This is a genomic window from Gilvimarinus sp. F26214L, from assembly GCF_054401055.1.
In genome coordinates this window covers 1-16,381 of the sequence record NZ_JBTIYG010000024.1, presented here as the reverse complement: position 1 = coordinate 16,381, position 16,381 = coordinate 1, and the positions used below count along the sequence as shown (strand labels likewise).

Genomic DNA, 16,381 nt, shown 5'->3' with positions numbered 1-16,381 from the left:
GCTGAACCTGTGCCCCACACTTCGTGACACACGCGGGTCAGCGCCGCGGTCAATGTGGTTTTACCGTGGTCAACGTGCCCAATGGTGCCTACATTGACGTGGGGTTTGTTACGTTCAAATTTCTCTTTAGCCACTTTGAATTTCCTCTAACGACAAATTGATGAAACGAAGACCTTATTTCGCGTTCTTGGCGATCACTTCCTGAGCCACGTTATTCGGCGCTTCTGCGTAGCGACCGAACTCCATGGTAAAAGTCGCACGACCCTGGGTCGCCGAACGCAGGTCCGTCGCGTAACCAAACATTTCCGCCAAGGGTACTTCCGCCGTAACGATTTTGCCCGCCGGGTTTTCATCCATGCCCTGGATAAGGCCACGGCGACGATTGAGATCACCAACCACGTCACCCATGTTCTCTTCGGGCGTAACCACTTCCACCTTCATTACCGGCTCCAGGAGCACCGCGCCGCCCTGCTGGGCCAGCTTCTTGGTAGCCATGCTGGCGGCAATTTTAAACGCCATTTCGGAAGAGTCCACATCGTGGAAGGAGCCGTCGTACAGTGTTGCCTTGAGGCCCAGCAGCGGATAGCCCGCCAGTACACCGTTCTGCATCTGCTCTTCGACGCCCTTCTGTACCGCCGGGATGTATTCACGGGGAACAACACCACCAACGATCTCGTTCACAAACTCCAGCCCTTCGGCCGACTCGTCCTCACCCGGCTCGAAGCGAATCCAGACGTGGCCGTACTGACCGCGACCACCGGATTGGCGTACGAACTTTCCTTCGATCTCGCAGGTGTTGCGAATCGCCTCGCGGTAGGCCACCTGTGGCTTACCGATGTTTGCTTCCACGTTGAATTCGCGGCGCATCCGATCAACGAGAATATCAAGGTGCAGTTCGCCCATCCCGGAGATAATGGTCTGACCCGATTCCTCGTCGGTCTTCACGCGGAACGACGGGTCTTCCTGCGCGAGCTTGCCCAGCGCAATCCCCATTTTTTCCTGGTCGGCCTTCGACTTGGGCTCCACAGCAACAGAGATAACCGGCTCCGGGAATTCCATGCGCTCCAGAGTAATGATGGAATCCAGTGCACAAAGGGTGTCACCCGTGGTGACGTCCTTCAGCCCGATACCGGCGGCGATGTCCCCCGCCAATACTTCCTTGATTTCCTGACGATCGTTCGCGTGCATCTGCACCATCCGCCCGATGCGCTCCTTCTTGCCTTTAACCGAGTTGTAAACGGTATCGCCGGAAGAGAGCTTTCCAGAGTAAACCCGGAAGAACGTCAAGGTACCCACGAAGGGGTCGGTCGCGATTTTGAAAGCCAGTGCGGCAAACGGGGCATCGTCGTCTGCTTCGCGGGAAGCAACAGTTTCGCCGTCGTCGAGCACACCTTCGATCGCACGGACCTGCGTGGGAGCGGGCAGGTACTCAATCACCGCGTCAAGGACGGCCTGCACACCTTTGTTTTTGAATGCGGAACCGCCAAGAACCGGCACGATTTCGTTGGCCAGAGTGCGCGCGCGGATGCCTTGCTTGATTTCTTCCTCGCTCAGCTCCTCTCCCTCGAGGTACTTGTTCATGAGCTCTTCATTCGCTTCGGCAGCGGCCTCCACCAAGTACTCATGCATCTTTTCGCACTTGGCTCGCAGCTCTTCAGGGATCTCTCCATATTCGAAGGTCATCCCCATGTCATCCTCGCTCCAGAGGATGGCCTTCATCTTGACCAGGTCGACTACGCCCTTGAATTCATCCTCCGCGCCGATGGTCATCTGCAGGGGTACCGCATTCGCACCCAGGCGCTCACGCAGCTGCTCGACCACCCACTCGAAGTTCGCGCCGGAGCGATCCATCTTATTGACGAAGACCATTCGGGGCACTTCGTACTTGTTCGCCTGACGCCAAACAGTTTCTGTCTGGGGCTGCACACCGGAGGAACCGCACAGAACGACAACCGCCCCATCCAGCACGCGCAATGAACGCTCAACTTCGATGGTGAAGTCCACGTGCCCAGGAGTATCGATGATGTTGATGCGGTGCTCGCTGAACTGCTTGTCCATACCCTGCCAGAAGCTGGTGACAGCCGCCGAGGTAATGGTAATACCGCGCTCCTGCTCCTGCTCCATCCAGTCAGTGGTCGCAGAGCCCTCGTGGGTCTCACCCATTTTGTGAGACAGGCCTGTGTAGAACAGAATTCGTTCGGTGGTGGTGGTTTTGCCGGCATCGACGTGGGCACAGATACCGATGTTGCGGTAACGCGCTAACGGAGTTTTACGAGCCACTACATTAATCTCCAGTGTTGAATCTTCAAGAATCTGATCGCGCGGCGGGCTGTACGACAAACCTCATCTGGACCGCGAGGTCAAAATGACAAAAAGGCAGCCGGTTGTGCGCTGCCTTCTGATACCCCAATTCCGCTTAGAATCGATAGTGCGAGAACATCTTGTTGGCTTCGGCCATGCGGTGCACATCTTCCCGCTTCTTCACGGCGCCGCCTTTGCTCTGGGAAGCATCGATAAGCTCACCCGCCAGGCGCTGAGGCATTGATTTTTCGCCTCGGCCCCGCGAATACTCCACCAACCAGCGCATGCCCAGGGCCTGCCGACGGGAAGGTCGCACTTCCACCGGTACCTGGTAGGTGGCGCCACCCACACGACGGGACTTCACTTCCACGATCGGAGCAACGTTCTCCAGTGCTTCCTCGAACACCTCCAGCGGATCCTTTTTCAGGCGCTCTTCGACCAGATCCAGGGCACCGTACACAATGCGCTCGGCCACGGACTTCTTGCCGCTGACCATCACCATATTCATGAACTTGGCGAGTGTTACATTGCCGTATTTGGGATCCGGCAGTACTTCACGTTTCGCAACAACGCGTCTTCTTGGCATTATCTTTCCTCTTCTTCAGGGGGATTCTAAGACGCTGACCCTCGCAGGTGCAGGCTTAGCCTTACTGTCTTACTGCATCGCGGACGCGCTACAGTGGAACCGGGCCGGAGCCATAGTCGACCCCGGAATCGCTTGCTCAAGGCGCTCCGGACGGAGCACCACATATATTTACTTGGGTCGCTTAGTACCGTACTTGGAACGACCCTGCTTGCGGTCGCTCACGCCGGAAGTATCCAGGCTGCCGCGTACAGTGTGATAGCGCACACCGGGCAAATCCTTCACACGACCCCCGCGAATCAGTACCACACTGTGCTCTTGCAGGTTGTGGCCTTCACCACCAATGTAGGAACTCACCTCGTAGCCGTTGGTCAGCCGAACACGGCAAACCTTACGCAGCGCTGAGTTGGGCTTCTTCGGAGTGGTGGTGTATACGCGGGTGCAGACACCACGCTTCTGAGGGTTGCCTTGCAGTGCCGGCACGTCGCTCTTTTGTACCCTGCGCTTGCGCGGCTTTCGCACCAATTGGTTAATTGTTGCCATTCAGTTTCTCCAAATCCACGTGGCTCAGCCCCTTTCGTACCGTGGGCTGCTTCGTTTGTTGATCTATCTCTTGCCGGCGCGCTGGCGGGCAAAGCTCATTAAGGCGCCGACCTCAGGAAGCGGGACTGCTTCAAGCCGAAGGCGAATGTCGCCACTCTCCGGGTCCGGGGTGTGGACCCGCAAATGAGGGCAGGCGCAAACCCCACCCAGCGGCGAAAATTGGGTTGCGCATTGTAATGAGGCCCGGTGACCACGTCAAGCCGGCCGTCCGGGCCCCATCGGGGAGTCTCTCGCCTAGCTGGTGCTGGACTTGAGAGCCTCGGTCAGGGCTGCTTCCACCTCTTCGGCGCTCACGCCTTCGGAGACGCCCACGTCCGCTTCCCGGCGACGCTTGCGTTCTGCATGGTAGGCCAGGCCGGTTCCCGCGGGAATCAGGCGACCAACCACCACGTTTTCCTTCAAGCCGCGCAGGCTGTCGATCTTGCCCGTGACTGCGGCCTCGGTCAGCACGCGGGTGGTTTCCTGGAAGGAAGCGGCCGAAATGAAGGACTCCGTTGCCAGAGACGCCTTGGTGATACCCAGCAACTGACGCTCGAACTGACTGGGCTGGCGCTCATCGCCGCGCAGGGCTTCGTTCTCGTCCAGTGCCCGGGACCATTCCACCTGCTCGCCTTTCACGAAGCTCGAGTCGCCCATGGCCGTAATTTCAACCTTGCGCAGCATCTGACGCAAAATGGTCTCGATGTGCTTATCGTTGATCTTTACACCCTGGAGGCGGTAAACGTCCTGAATCTCGTTGGTAATGTAGCGGGCCAGCGCCTCAACGCCCTGCAAACGCAGAATGTCGTGAGGGTTGCTGGGACCATCTGACACAACCTCCCCTTTCATTACCTGCTCGCCCTCGAACACAGTCAGCTGGCGGTGCTTGGGAATGAGAACCTCATAGTGGGTGGAACCGTCGGGCAACGGCTGACCGTCGCTGGGAGTGATCACCAGGCGGCGCTTGCCCTTGGTCTCCTTCCCGAAGGAAACAGTACCCGAGATCTCGGCGAGAATGGCAGGCTCCTTGGGCTTGCGTGCCTCGAACAGATCCGCCACGCGGGGCAAACCGCCGGTGATGTCGCGAGTCTTCGAACTTTCCTGGGGAATCCGCGCAATAACGTCACCCACCTGGATCTGATCGCCATCGCTCAGGGTCAGCACGGCATTGGCGGGCAGCATGTAGTGCGCAGGCACGTTGGTGTTGGCCAGGGTCAGTTCGTTGCCGTTTTCATCGAGCAGTGTAATGGTCGGCTTCAGGTCCTTGCCCGCCGCCGGACGCTCGGACGGGTCGAGAACCTCGATGGAGGACAGACCCGTGAGCTCATCGGTCTGGCGACGAACCGACAGACCTTCTTCCATGCCGGAGAAGGACACCTTACCGGCCACCTCGGTGACGATCGGGTGGGTGTGTGGGTCCCACTTGGCGACTATCGCGCCACCTTCCACATGTGCGCCATCTTCCACACTGATGACCGCGCCATAAGGAATCTTGTAGCGCTCACGCTCACGACCATTATTGTCGGCGACCGCCAGCTCGCCCGAACGGGAAACGGCAATCAGTTCGCCGTCGGAGCGGCGCACCAGCTTCACGTTATGGAATCGAACATTACCTTCCTGCTTCACCTGAACACTGTCGGCTGCGGAGGCCCGACTGGCCGCACCACCGATATGGAAGGTCCGCATGGTCAGCTGGGTACCAGGTTCGCCGATGGACTGGGCGGCAATAACACCCACAGCCTCGCCCACGTTGACGCGATGACCACGGGCCAGATCCCGGCCGTAGCACTGGGAGCAGATGCCGTAACGGGTCGCACAGGTGATGGGCGACCGTACGATCACCTCATCAATGCTCATTCGTTCGATGCGCTCGACCCAGGCCTCGTCAATCATGGTGCCCGCTGGAACCAGAATCTCGTCCGAATTCGCGCGGACCACGTCCTGCGCCACAACCCGGCCGAGGATCCGGTCACCCAGCGACTCGATGATGTCCCCACCTTCGATGACCGGCGCCATTGTCAGGCCTTCGTCGGTACCGCAGTCCTGCTCAGTCACTACCAGGTCCTGAGCCACATCCACGAGGCGGCGGGTCAGGTAACCGGAGTTTGCGGTTTTGAGAGCTGTATCCGCCAGACCTTTACGGGCACCGTGGGTTGAAATGAAGTATTCGTTTACGTTCAAACCTTCCCGGAAGTTGGCCGTAATCGGCGTCTCGATGATCGAACCATCGGGACGCGCCATCAGGCCACGCATACCCGCCAGCTGACGGATCTGGGCGGGCGAACCCCGCGCCCCGGAATCCGCATACATGTATACGGAGTTGAAGGAATCCTGCAGCACCTCCTCCCCGTTCTTGTCGACGACCGCCTCGCTGGAAATACCTTCCATCATGGACTTGGCCACCAGGTCGTTGGCGCGGGACCAGATGTCGATGACCTTGTTGTATTTCTCACCCTGAGTCACCAGACCGGAAGAGAACTGGGTTTCGATCTCCAAGACCTCTTCTTCAGCGCGCGCAATGATGGCCGCCTTTTCTTCCGGGATGGTGAAGTCGTTGACACCAATGGACGAACCGGACTTGGTGGAAAACTCGTAACCCATGTACATGAGCTGGTCGGCAAAGATAACCGTAGCCTTTAGCCCTACCACACGGTAGCAGCTGTTGATGACCGCAGAGATGGCCTTTTTCACCATGGGCTGGTTTACCATCTCGAACGGCAATCCGGCGGGCACGATGTCCCACAGCAGCACGCGGCCTACCGTTGTATCCACCAGGCTTGTGGTGGCTTGCAACTCGCCGTCTTCGCCAGCGACCTGCTCGGTAATGCGCACCTTGATCCGCGCCTGCAGGTCCACCACCTTGCCGTGGTAGGCTCGGGACACTTCCGCCACGTCGGAGAACACCATGCCTTCGCCCTGCGCGTTGACTCGCTCCCGTGTCATCCAGTACAGGCCGAGCACCACGTCCTGGGAAGGCACGATGATGGGCTCACCGCTCGCGGGGGACAGAATGTTGTTGGTGGACATCATCAGCGCGCGGGCTTCCAGTTGCGCTTCGATGGTCAACGGCACGTGCACCGCCATCTGGTCGCCGTCGAAGTCCGCGTTGTAGGCAGCACACACCAGCGGGTGCAGCTGAATGGCCTTGCCTTCGATAAGGACGGGCTCGAAAGCCTGGATGCCCAAACGGTGCAGAGTGGGTGCGCGGTTCAGCAATACCGGGTGTTCCCGGATCACTTCATCGAGGATATCCCAGACCACAGCCTCCTGACGCTCGACCATTTTCTTGGCCGCTTTGATCGTGGTCGCCAGCCCGCGCAATTCCAGCTTGCTGAAGATGAAGGGCTTGAAAAGCTCCAGAGCCATTTTCTTGGGCAGACCACACTGATGCAAACGCAGAGTGGGCCCGACCACGATGACGGAACGGCCGGAGTAGTCCACACGCTTACCCAGCAGGTTCTGACGGAAGCGACCCTGCTTGCCTTTGATCATGTCAGCCAGGGACTTCAACGGACGCTTGTTGGAGCCGGTGATGGCTCGACCGCGACGGCCGTTATCGAGCAGCGCATCGACAGACTCCTGCAGCATGCGCTTCTCGTTGCGCACGATGATGTCGGGAGCATTCAGGTCCAGCAGGCGCTTGAGGCGATTGTTGCGGTTGATTACCCGACGATACAGATCATTCAGATCGGAAGTCGCAAACCGGCCACCGTCCAGGGGAACGAGCGGGCGCAGATCCGGCGGAAGCACCGGGAGCACTTCCAGCACCATCCATTCGGGCTTGTTGCCGGAACTGTGGAAGGCTTCCAGAAGTTTCAGACGCTTCGACAGCTTCTTGATCTTGGTTTCGCTGTTGGTTGCGGGAATCTCTTCACGCAGACGCTGAACCTCGGCCTCCAGGTTGATGTCGCGCATCAGGTCCTGGATGGCTTCCGCACCCATCTTCGCGGAGAATTCATCGCCGAACTCTTCCATGGCTTCGAAGTACTGCTCGTCAGTCAGCAGTTGGCCTTTTTCGAGGGTGGTCATGCCCGGATCGGTGACGACGTAGGATTCGAAGTAAAGCACGCGCTCGATGCTGCGCAAGGTCATATCGAGCAGCAGACCGATGCGGCTCGGCAGTGACTTCAGAAACCAGATGTGCGCCACGGGGCTGGCCAGCTCGATGTGGCCCATACGGTCCCGCCGGACCTTGGACAGCGTTACTTCCACGCCGCACTTTTCGCAGATGATGCCACGGTGCTTCATGCGCTTGTATTTGCCGCAGAGACACTCGTAGTCCTTCACCGGGCCGAAGATCTTGGCGCAGAACAGCCCTTCGCGTTCGGGCTTGAAGGTCCGGTAATTGATCGTTTCCGGCTTTTTGACTTCACCAAAAGACCAGGAGCGAATCATCTCTGGCGAAGCCAGAGCGATGCGGATGGAGTCAAACTCTTCTACCTGCCCTTGGGTTTTCAGTAGGTTCAGTAAGTCTTTCAAGGCCTTTCCTCCAGGGGGCATTCGCCCTTTGGGTATTCTGAGCGGGCTTCCGTCATCCGTTCGCAAATTCCATATTCACGAAACGCTTGACCTGCCCGCCGCGGATATTAATCGACGCTATTGCCTGCTTTCATTCAGCGCTACTGGTCGTGCTCGAGTTCCATGTTGATGCCGAGCGACCGAATCTCTTTCACCAGCACGTTGAAGGACTCGGGCATGCCGGGCTCCATGCGGTGGTCGCCATCCACGATGTTCTTGTACATCTTGGTTCGACCAGCCACGTCATCCGACTTCACAGTGAGCATCTCCTGCAGGGTGTAAGCGGCACCGTAGGCCTCGAGGGCCCAGACCTCCATCTCCCCGAACCGCTGGCCACCAAACTGAGCTTTACCACCGAGCGGCTGCTGGGTGACAAGACTGTAGGAACCAGTGGAACGAGCATGCATCTTGTCTTCCACAAGGTGGTTGAGCTTCAGCATGTACATGTAGCCGACGGTAACCGGGCGTGCGAACTGGTCGCCGGTGCGGCCGTCATACAGCGTAGCCTGTCCGGTGTCGGACAGATCTGCGAGCCGCAGCAACGCCTTGATCTCGTCTTCATGAGCGCCGTCGAAAACCGGAGTCGCCATGGGCACGCCACCGCGCAGGTTTTTCGCCAGCTCGAGAATGTCTTCGTCGCTGAATGACTTCAGGTCTTCCTTGTCCTTGGCGGTACCGGTTCGGTTGTAGATCTCCTCCAGCAAATCGCGAAGCTCGGCAACCTTGCGCTGCTCCTGCAACATTCGGTCGATCTTCACGCCCAGACCCTTGGCAGCCATGCCCAGGTGGGTCTCCAGAATCTGACCTACGTTCATCCGCGAAGGCACACCCAGAGGGTTGAGTACGATGTCCACAGTCTCGCCGTTTTCATCGTAGGGCATGTCTTCCTCGGGCATGATCACCGAGATAACACCCTTGTTCCCGTGTCGTCCCGCCATCTTGTCGCCGGGCTGAATGCGTCGCTTGATCGCCACGTAGCATTTGACGATCTTGAGCACGCCTGGCGCCAGATCGTCGCCGGTGGCCAGCTTTTTCTTCTTGTCTTCAAACTTCTCGTCAAGAATCTTGCGCCGCTCCGCCAATTGCTCCGATGCGCGATCGAGTAGCTGGTTGAGCTCATCGTCGGCCATGCGCAGCTTGAACCAGCTGTCGCTGTCCAGCTTCTCCAGATCTTCTTCCTTGAGCACAGCCCCTTTCTTGAAGCCGGCCCCGCTGTTGACCTTCTGGCCTGCCAGCGCGCGCTGCAGCCGCTCGAAAGTGGCTCGCTCAACGATGCGGTACTCTTCGTTCAGATCCTTGCGGACCTCGTCAAGCTGGGCCTTCTCGATTTCCAGGGACCGCTGGTCCTTTTCCAGACCGTCGCGTGTGAATACCTGCACGTCGATGACGGTACCGCGAGTGCTGGAGGGCACGCGCAGGGATGTATCCTTCACGTCGGAGGCTTTTTCGCCGAAGATTGCACGCAGCAGTTTTTCCTCGGGAGTCAGCTGGGTTTCACCTTTCGGCGTCACCTTGCCCACCAGGATATCGCCCGGGCCCACTTCCGCGCCGATGTACACGATGCCGGACTCATCCAGTTTGGCCAGCGCACCTTCACCCACGTTGGGGATGTCGGCGGTAATTTCTTCACTGCCCAGCTTGGTATCGCGCGCGATGCACGTCAGCTCCTGGATGTGAATCGTGGTAAAGCGATCGTCCTGCACAACCCGTTCGGAGATGAGGATGGAGTCCTCGAAGTTGTAGCCATTCCAGGGCATGAACGCGATACGCATGTTCTGACCAAGGGCCAGTTCGCCCATATCCACCGACGGACCATCCGCCAGGACGTCACCACGAGCCACCCGGTCGCCCACGCGAACAATGGGGCGCTGGTTGATGCAGGTGTTCTGGTTCGAACGGGTGTATTTGGTCAGGTTGTAGATATCCACACCGGCGTCGCCGCTCTGAACTTCGTCGTCGTTGACACGAACAACGATCCGACCGGAATCCACGCTCTCAATCACACCGCCATTGCGGGCCACTTCGCACACGCCGGAATCGGAGGCCACGATGCGCTCCATACCTGTTCCCACCAGCGGCTTTTCGGCCTTCAAGGTGGGAACCGCCTGCCGCTGCATGTTCGAACCCATCAGTGCGCGGTTCGCGTCATCGTGCTCCAGGAATGGAATCAGGGATGCGGCGACCGAGACCACCTGACGCGGAGACACATCCATGTATTCCACGTCTTCCGGGGATTTGAGGGTGAATTCGTTCTGGTGACGCACAGACACCAGTTCGTCCACCAGCTTGCCTTTCTCATCCAGAGCCGCAGACGCCTGGGCGATCACGTACTCCGCTTCGTTGATGGCCGACAGGTAGTCGATCTGATCCGTCACCTTGCCGTCCATCACGCGACGATAGGGGCTTTCAAGGAAGCCATAATCGTTGGTCCGCGCGTACGTAGCCAATGAGTTGATCAGCCCGATGTTCGGACCTTCCGGCGTCTCGATGGGACAGACACGACCGTAATGGGTCGGGTGTACGTCACGTACTTCGAAACCCGCACGCTCGCGGGTCAGGCCGCCCGGGCCCAACGCGGAGACACGGCGCTTGTGCGTCACCTCCGACAGGGGGTTGTTCTGATCCATGAACTGGGACAGCTGACTCGACCCGAAGAACTCTTTCACAGCAGCTGCCACAGGCTTGGCGTTGATAAGGTCCTGAGGCATCAACCCTTCGGACTCCGCCATGGACAACCGCTCCTTCACCGCCCGCTCCACGCGCACCAGGCCCACGCGGAAGGCGTTTTCCGCCATCTCACCAACGGAGCGAACACGACGGTTACCCAGGTGATCGATGTCATCCACTACGCCATTGCCGTTGCGGATGTTCACGAGGGTTTTCAGCACCAGGACAATATCTTCCCGGCTCAGAGTTCCTTCGCCCTCTTCGCCCTCGATACCCAGACGACGGTTGAACTTCATTCGACCGACCGCGGACAGATCGTATCGCACGGAACTGAAGAACAGGTTTTGGAACAGTGCTTCCGCCGACTCCTTTGTGGGAGGCTCGCCGGGACGCATCATTCGGTAGATTTCCACCAACGCTTCCAGCTCGGTGCGGGTGGGATCTGCGCGGAGCGTGTCTGAGATGAACGGGCCGCGATCCAGGTCGTTGGTATAAAGAGTTTCGATGCGGTCCACATTGGCTTCGGCCAACTTGGCAATCACTTCATCGGTAATTTCGGTGTTGCACTCGAACAGCAGCTCGCCCGTTTCGGTATCCACAATGTTTTTGGCCAGCGAACGGCCCACCAGGTACTCGGCCGGAACGTCGAGCTGCTCCAGCTTGGCCTTTTCCATCTGCTGTATGTGGCGCGCGGTAATACGTCGCCCTTCCTCAACGATGACCTTGCCCTTTTTGTCCTTGATATCAAATGAGGCCACCTCGCCACGCATGCGCGATGGCACCAACTCCAGCTGGAACTCACCGTCCTTCCCAATCAGGAAGGTGCTGGTATCGAAGAACATGTCGAGAATTTCTTCGGCTTCGTAGCCCAGGGCGCGCAGCAAAATAGTGGCCGGCAACTTGCGTCGGCGATCGATGCGCACATAGACCATATCCTTCGGATCAAACTCGAAGTCGAGCCATGACCCACGGTAAGGAATTACCCGCGCAGAGTACAACAGCTTGCCGGAGGAATGAGTCTTGCCCTTGTCGTGATCAAAGAACACACCCGGGGAACGGTGGAGCTGGGAAACAATCACGCGCTCGGTACCATTGATCACAAAGGTACCGTTTTCGGTCATGAGCGGGATCTCGCCCATGTAAACTTCCTGCTCCTTGATGTCTTTAATAGCTTTGTTGGCTGACTCCTTGTCATAAATGATCAGGCGAACCTTGACCCGCAGGGGAACCGCGAAGGTCGCGCCGCGGGAGACACATTCAGTCACATCAAAGACGGGCCGACCCAGGGCATAGCTCACGTATTCCAGGGCAGCGTTACCGGAGTAGCTGACAATGGGGAACACCGATTTGAACGCGGCCTGCAAACCGATATCCAGGCGCTGCTCGGCGGTCACATCGGCTTGGGTAAACTTTTGATAGGAGTCCAACTGAATCGCAAGGAGAAATGGGACGTCCATGACGTCTTTCCATTTACCAAAATCCTTGCGGATACGTTTTTTCTCGGTGTATGAGTAAGCCATCAATATTCCCCAGCTTGTTCACAGAGTGGGCGGAGTGTTACTGTACAGCCAGTCGAAACTCGCTGTTTGAATCGGCGCGGCGACAATCATTCTGGCGACTGTCAGCCACTGTGCACGCGCTTCCTGCGCTTGCGAGAACTTGCCACTGGGGCATGCACCTCAAGTTGCAAATCAAGGGTTGCAAAACCGGGCTTGCCCTCATGGTTGCAGCATTCTAAGCTTCAATGGCAGTGAACCCAGACGAACTGAAACACTGCCGCGGACCAAAGCTCTAAGCCACTAAGTTGTTTGATAAACCACTTAAAGTTGTCTGACCGGAAAGCTCTGCTCACAGAGCGCTCGGGACAGAAAGCTCACAAACAGGAAAAGGCCGGCAGACTTTCGTCCGCCGACCCGATCCAAACTGATTGATGCAGGAGTCCGCAAAGCCAATTACTTGAGCTCTACAGTCGCTCCAGCTTCTTCCAGTTGCTTTTTCGCGTCTTCCGCGTCTTCTTTGCTGGCAGCTTCCTTCACTGTGGATGGAGCGCCGTCTACCAGATCCTTGGCTTCTTTCAGGCCCAGGCCGGTGATCGCACGAACCGCTTTGATCACGTTGACCTTCTTGTCGCCTGCTGCGGTCAGGACGATATCGAACTCGGTCTTCTCTTCTGCGGCCGGCGCAGCTTCACCCGCAGGTGCAGCGGCAACAGCAACAGCTGCCTGAGCAGAAACACCGAACTTCTCTTCCATTGCTTCAACAAGCTCGACAACGTCCATTACGGACATTTCGGCAATGGCGTTTAAAATGTCTTCTTTTGACAGAGCCATGACTCAGATCTCCAGATACTTAAATAGTTTACTTTCGAAGGAACTTTCCGAAACTCAAGGTTGTTGAGTTTAAGCAGCTTCTTCACGTTTTTTGTCGCCAACTGCAGCAACCACCCGAGTGACTTTGGCAGGCACTTCATTGAACGTGCGAACCAACTTCGTGACCGGCGCAATCATCACGCTTGCCAGCATTGCCAGAGCCTCATCACGAGTCGGCAATTTAGCGAGCGCATCAATTTGCGAAGCGGCCAGAAGCTTGCCACCGACAGAAAGCGCTTTAACCTCAAATTTTTCGTTTTGCTTGGCGAAATCTTTGAACAGGCGCGCCGCCGCACCCGGGTCTTCCATTGAAAACCCGAAGATTGACGGACCCACCAGGGCTTCCTGAACACACTCAAACTCTGTCCCGGCCACAGCGCGTTTCGCAAGAGTATTGCGAATCACCTGCAGGGTGACGTTGTTTTCGCGTGCCTGCTTTCTCAGGGCAGTCAGGTCTGTCACGTTAACGCCGCGCGCGTCGGCGATAACCAGTGACAGGGCATTGCTTGCAGTCTCGTTAACACTAGCGACAATCGCTTTTTTGTCTTCGAGTCTTAATGCCACGAGATTTCTCCTGGATAAGAAAACAGCTGCCGAGGGCAAATGCCTCCTGCAACTGAGTTCACTCTCAAGTGTTCTACCTAACAGGGCGAGCCTGTATGGCAAAACGATTGCGGTGATCTAATCCAGCTCAATCAATAAGAAGAAACTGAATTGGGATTCACCATCTGCGTAGGATTTTGTCGAGCTTCACGCCAAGGCGCGGACCCGAAATCATTTAAGGTAAGCTTCATTGGCGAACAATAACCAATGCAGCACCCTCCTACGGTCTTTGACAGCTTGCGCAGACCCGAGGATTTGCGCAAACCCCAAAGTTCGTTGCCTTCCGGCGGCTATGCGCCGGAACGCATTAGATGTTCAGCGAGCCCTGGTCGATCGCGAGCCCCGGACCCATGGTGGTGCTCAGCGCAACCCGTTTAAGGTATACACCCTTCGAAGAGGAGGGCTTTGCCTTTTTCAGGTCGGCAATCAAGGCTTCGAGGTTTTCCTTGATGGCATTGTCTTCGAAGGAAACCTTGCCGATGCCGCCGTGGATGATCCCGCCCTTGTCGGCGCGATACCGCACCTGACCGGCTTTGGCGTTCTTGACCGCCGATGCAACATCAGGCGTTACGGTGCCGGTTTTCGGGTTCGGCATGAGGCCGCGGGGACCGAGGATCTGACCAAGCTGACCAACAACGCGCATAGCGGCGGGCTCGGCAATTACAACGTCAAAATCCATGGTGCCGCCTTTGATCTGCTCGGCCAGGTCATCCATGCCAACCAGATCAGCGCCCGCTTCTTTGGCTGCGTCGGCGTTGTTACCCTGAGCAAACACAGCCACACGGACATCTTTGCCCGCACCGTGGGGCAGCGTAGTCGCGCCGCGAACACCCTGATCGGATTTGCGCGGATCGATGCCCAGGTTGATGGCCGCTTCAACAGTTTCCGGGAACTTGGCGTTGGACAGCTCCTTGAGAAGAGCTACAGCCTCCTCAAAGGTGTAGAGCTTCGCGCTGTCGACTTTTTCCTTGAACAGCTTCTGTCGCTTAGTGAGTTTTGCCATCTTACAGACCCTCCACTTCGATACCGGCACTGCGAGCGCTACCAGCAATGGTGCGCAGTGCGGCTTCCATATCGGAAGCGGTCAGGTCCGGCTGCTTCACCTTGGCGATCTCTTCCAGTTGCTCGCGAGTCACCTTGCCCACCTTGTCGGTGTTGGGCTTGCCGCTGCCGCTCTTGATTCCTGCTGCTTTTTTCAGCAGAAACGCTGCGGGCGGAGTCTTCATGGTGAAGGTGAAGCTGCGGTCGCTGTAAACGCTGATCACCACGGGCACGGGGCTGCCGGGATCCATGCCCTGGGTTTGGGCATTGAACGCCTTGCAGAACTCCATGATGTTCACGCCGTGCTGACCGAGCGCAGGACCAACGGGGGGACTGGGATTTGCCTGACCAGCTGCAACCTGCAGCTTGATATAGGCGTCGATTTTCTTGGCCATGATTGGGCCTCCTGTTGTGGGTATTAACGCCTCAGATCAACGACATGTTGATCGTCACCGGCTCCCCTGGGTGGTTCACAAGAAGTGAGCGCGAGAGCTATCTCACGCCCTAGGTTTTTTCCACCTGACTGAAGTCCAACTCAACCGGAGTGGAGCGACCAAAGATCAGGACTGCAACCTGCAATTTGTTCTTTTCGTAATTAACCTCTTCCACGACACCGTTGAAATCGTTGAAGGGGCCATCAGTAACCCGAACCATTTCGCCGGGCTCAAAGATCGTTTTGGGCTTCGGTTTTTCGACCGAGTCATCCACGCGCTGCAAGATGGCCTGGGCCTCCCGCTCGGTGATCGGGGCAGGCTGGTCCGCCTTGCCGCCGATGAAACCCATGACACGCGGGGTATCCTTGACCAAATGCCAGGTATCGTCGTTCAACTCCATCTGCACGAGGACGTAACCCGGGAAAAATTTGCGTTCGCTCTTGCGCTTCTGGCCGCCACGCATTTCCACCACTTCTTCGGTGGGAACCATGATGTCGCCAAAGCTATCTTGCATACCATGCCGCTCGATACGCTCCTTGAGCGCGGCGGCTACTTTTTTCTCGTAGCCGGAGTAGGCATGTACTACGTACCAGCGTTTTGCCATGGTTGAGCCTTATCCTAGAATGAGTGAGGCAATCCAACCCAACAAGGAGTCCAACGCCCATAGGATTCCCGCCATCAGAAGAACGACGACAATCACGATCAGCGTTGTTTGATGGGTTTCCTGCACCGTGGGCCAAACGACCTTGCGCACTTCAACTACGGACTCTTTCAACAGACTCCACAGAGCCGCACCTTTCGCCGTGTTGACGGCGATAAAGAGGGCCACCAATGCACCAGCCAGCAAGGCCGGAACGCGGAATGCGAGAGAAATCTCGGAAAAATAGGAATTGCCGAAAATACCGCCCGCCACAAGCAATGCGACAAGCAGCCACTTGAGAAAATCCAAGCGGTATTCAGGAGCCTCAGTTTTTGCGTTCATTGGCAAGCGCCAACCTTATCTTATACGTACGAATAACGCGTAAATGGCAGGCCAGGAGGGACTCGAACCCCCAACAGCCGGTTTTGGAGACCGGTGCTCTACCAATTGAACTACTGGCCTAGGAAAATCTGGCCAAGCCACTCTTGCGGACCACCAGAGCGAAACGCTGCTGGCGGCCCCCAATGGCTCGGACTGTGTCTTACTCGATTACTTTGGATACCACACCGGCGCCGACGGTGCGACCACCTTCGCGGATTGCGAAGCGCAGGCCTTCTTCCATCGCAATCGGGGCGATCAGGGT

Annotated in this window: 13 protein-coding genes and 1 tRNA gene; all 14 read right to left on the bottom strand. The window is 57.4% G+C overall.

The annotated features are described in order from the left end of the window. A partial coding sequence (locus ACURWW_RS16910) for a GTP-binding protein (protein ID WP_445618211.1) occupies positions 1-134 on the bottom strand: 134 nt, incomplete at its 3' end. Positions 135-174: 40 nt separating this feature from the next. Next, the gene (gene fusA, locus ACURWW_RS16905; protein WP_445618323.1) at positions 175-2,280 is read right to left on the bottom strand and encodes an elongation factor G; all 2,106 of its coding nucleotides are present in this window, start codon (positions 2,278-2,280) and stop codon (positions 175-177) included. 136 nt (positions 2,281-2,416) lie between these two features. After that, the gene (rpsG, locus tag ACURWW_RS16900) at positions 2,417-2,887 is read right to left on the bottom strand and encodes a 30S ribosomal protein S7 (protein ID WP_445618322.1); all 471 of its coding nucleotides are present in this window, start codon (positions 2,885-2,887) and stop codon (positions 2,417-2,419) included. Between the two features lie 168 nt (positions 2,888-3,055). Beyond that, on the bottom strand, positions 3,056-3,427 hold the full coding sequence (gene rpsL / locus ACURWW_RS16895) for a 30S ribosomal protein S12 (protein ID WP_445618321.1): 372 nt from the start codon (positions 3,425-3,427) through the stop codon (positions 3,056-3,058). Between the two features lie 294 nt (positions 3,428-3,721). Continuing rightward, positions 3,722-7,945 (bottom strand): DNA-directed RNA polymerase subunit beta', encoded by a 4,224-nt coding sequence (gene rpoC, locus ACURWW_RS16890; RefSeq protein ID WP_445618320.1) that lies wholly within the window; start codon positions 7,943-7,945, stop codon positions 3,722-3,724. A gap of 140 nt (positions 7,946-8,085) precedes the next feature. Continuing rightward, on the bottom strand, positions 8,086-12,171 hold the full coding sequence (gene rpoB / locus ACURWW_RS16885) for a DNA-directed RNA polymerase subunit beta (RefSeq protein WP_445618319.1): 4,086 nt from the start codon (positions 12,169-12,171) through the stop codon (positions 8,086-8,088). A 432-nt stretch (positions 12,172-12,603) separates the two neighbouring features. Then, positions 12,604-12,981 carry a 50S ribosomal protein L7/L12 gene (rplL, locus tag ACURWW_RS16880; RefSeq protein ID WP_445618318.1) on the bottom strand — a complete coding sequence of 126 codons (378 nt, stop codon included), beginning with the start codon at positions 12,979-12,981 and terminating at the stop codon, positions 12,604-12,606. Between the two features lie 69 nt (positions 12,982-13,050). Next, entirely contained in the window at positions 13,051-13,584 is a 534-nt protein-coding gene (gene rplJ, locus ACURWW_RS16875; protein WP_445618317.1) for a 50S ribosomal protein L10, read from the bottom strand. Positions 13,585-13,930: 346 nt separating this feature from the next. After that, positions 13,931-14,626: a 50S ribosomal protein L1 gene (gene rplA, locus ACURWW_RS16870; protein ID WP_445618316.1), complete on the bottom strand. Its 696-nt coding sequence runs from the start codon at positions 14,624-14,626 to the stop codon at positions 13,931-13,933. Position 14,627: 1 nt separating this feature from the next. Continuing rightward, positions 14,628-15,059 (bottom strand): 50S ribosomal protein L11, encoded by a 432-nt coding sequence (gene rplK, locus ACURWW_RS16865; RefSeq protein WP_445618315.1) that lies wholly within the window; start codon positions 15,057-15,059, stop codon positions 14,628-14,630. Between the two features lie 109 nt (positions 15,060-15,168). Then, a complete protein-coding gene (nusG, locus tag ACURWW_RS16860) occupies positions 15,169-15,702 on the bottom strand; it encodes a transcription termination/antitermination protein NusG (RefSeq protein WP_445618314.1) in 534 nt (177 codons plus the stop codon). A 9-nt stretch (positions 15,703-15,711) separates the two neighbouring features. Then, the gene (gene secE, locus ACURWW_RS16855; RefSeq protein WP_445618313.1) at positions 15,712-16,080 is read right to left on the bottom strand and encodes a preprotein translocase subunit SecE; all 369 of its coding nucleotides are present in this window, start codon (positions 16,078-16,080) and stop codon (positions 15,712-15,714) included. A 44-nt stretch (positions 16,081-16,124) separates the two neighbouring features. Then, a tRNA-Trp gene (locus ACURWW_RS16850) sits at positions 16,125-16,200 on the bottom strand. Positions 16,201-16,279: 79 nt separating this feature from the next. Beyond that, on the bottom strand, positions 16,280-16,381 hold a 102-nt coding region (locus ACURWW_RS16845), incomplete at its 5' end, for an EF-Tu C-terminal domain-related protein (RefSeq protein ID WP_445618324.1).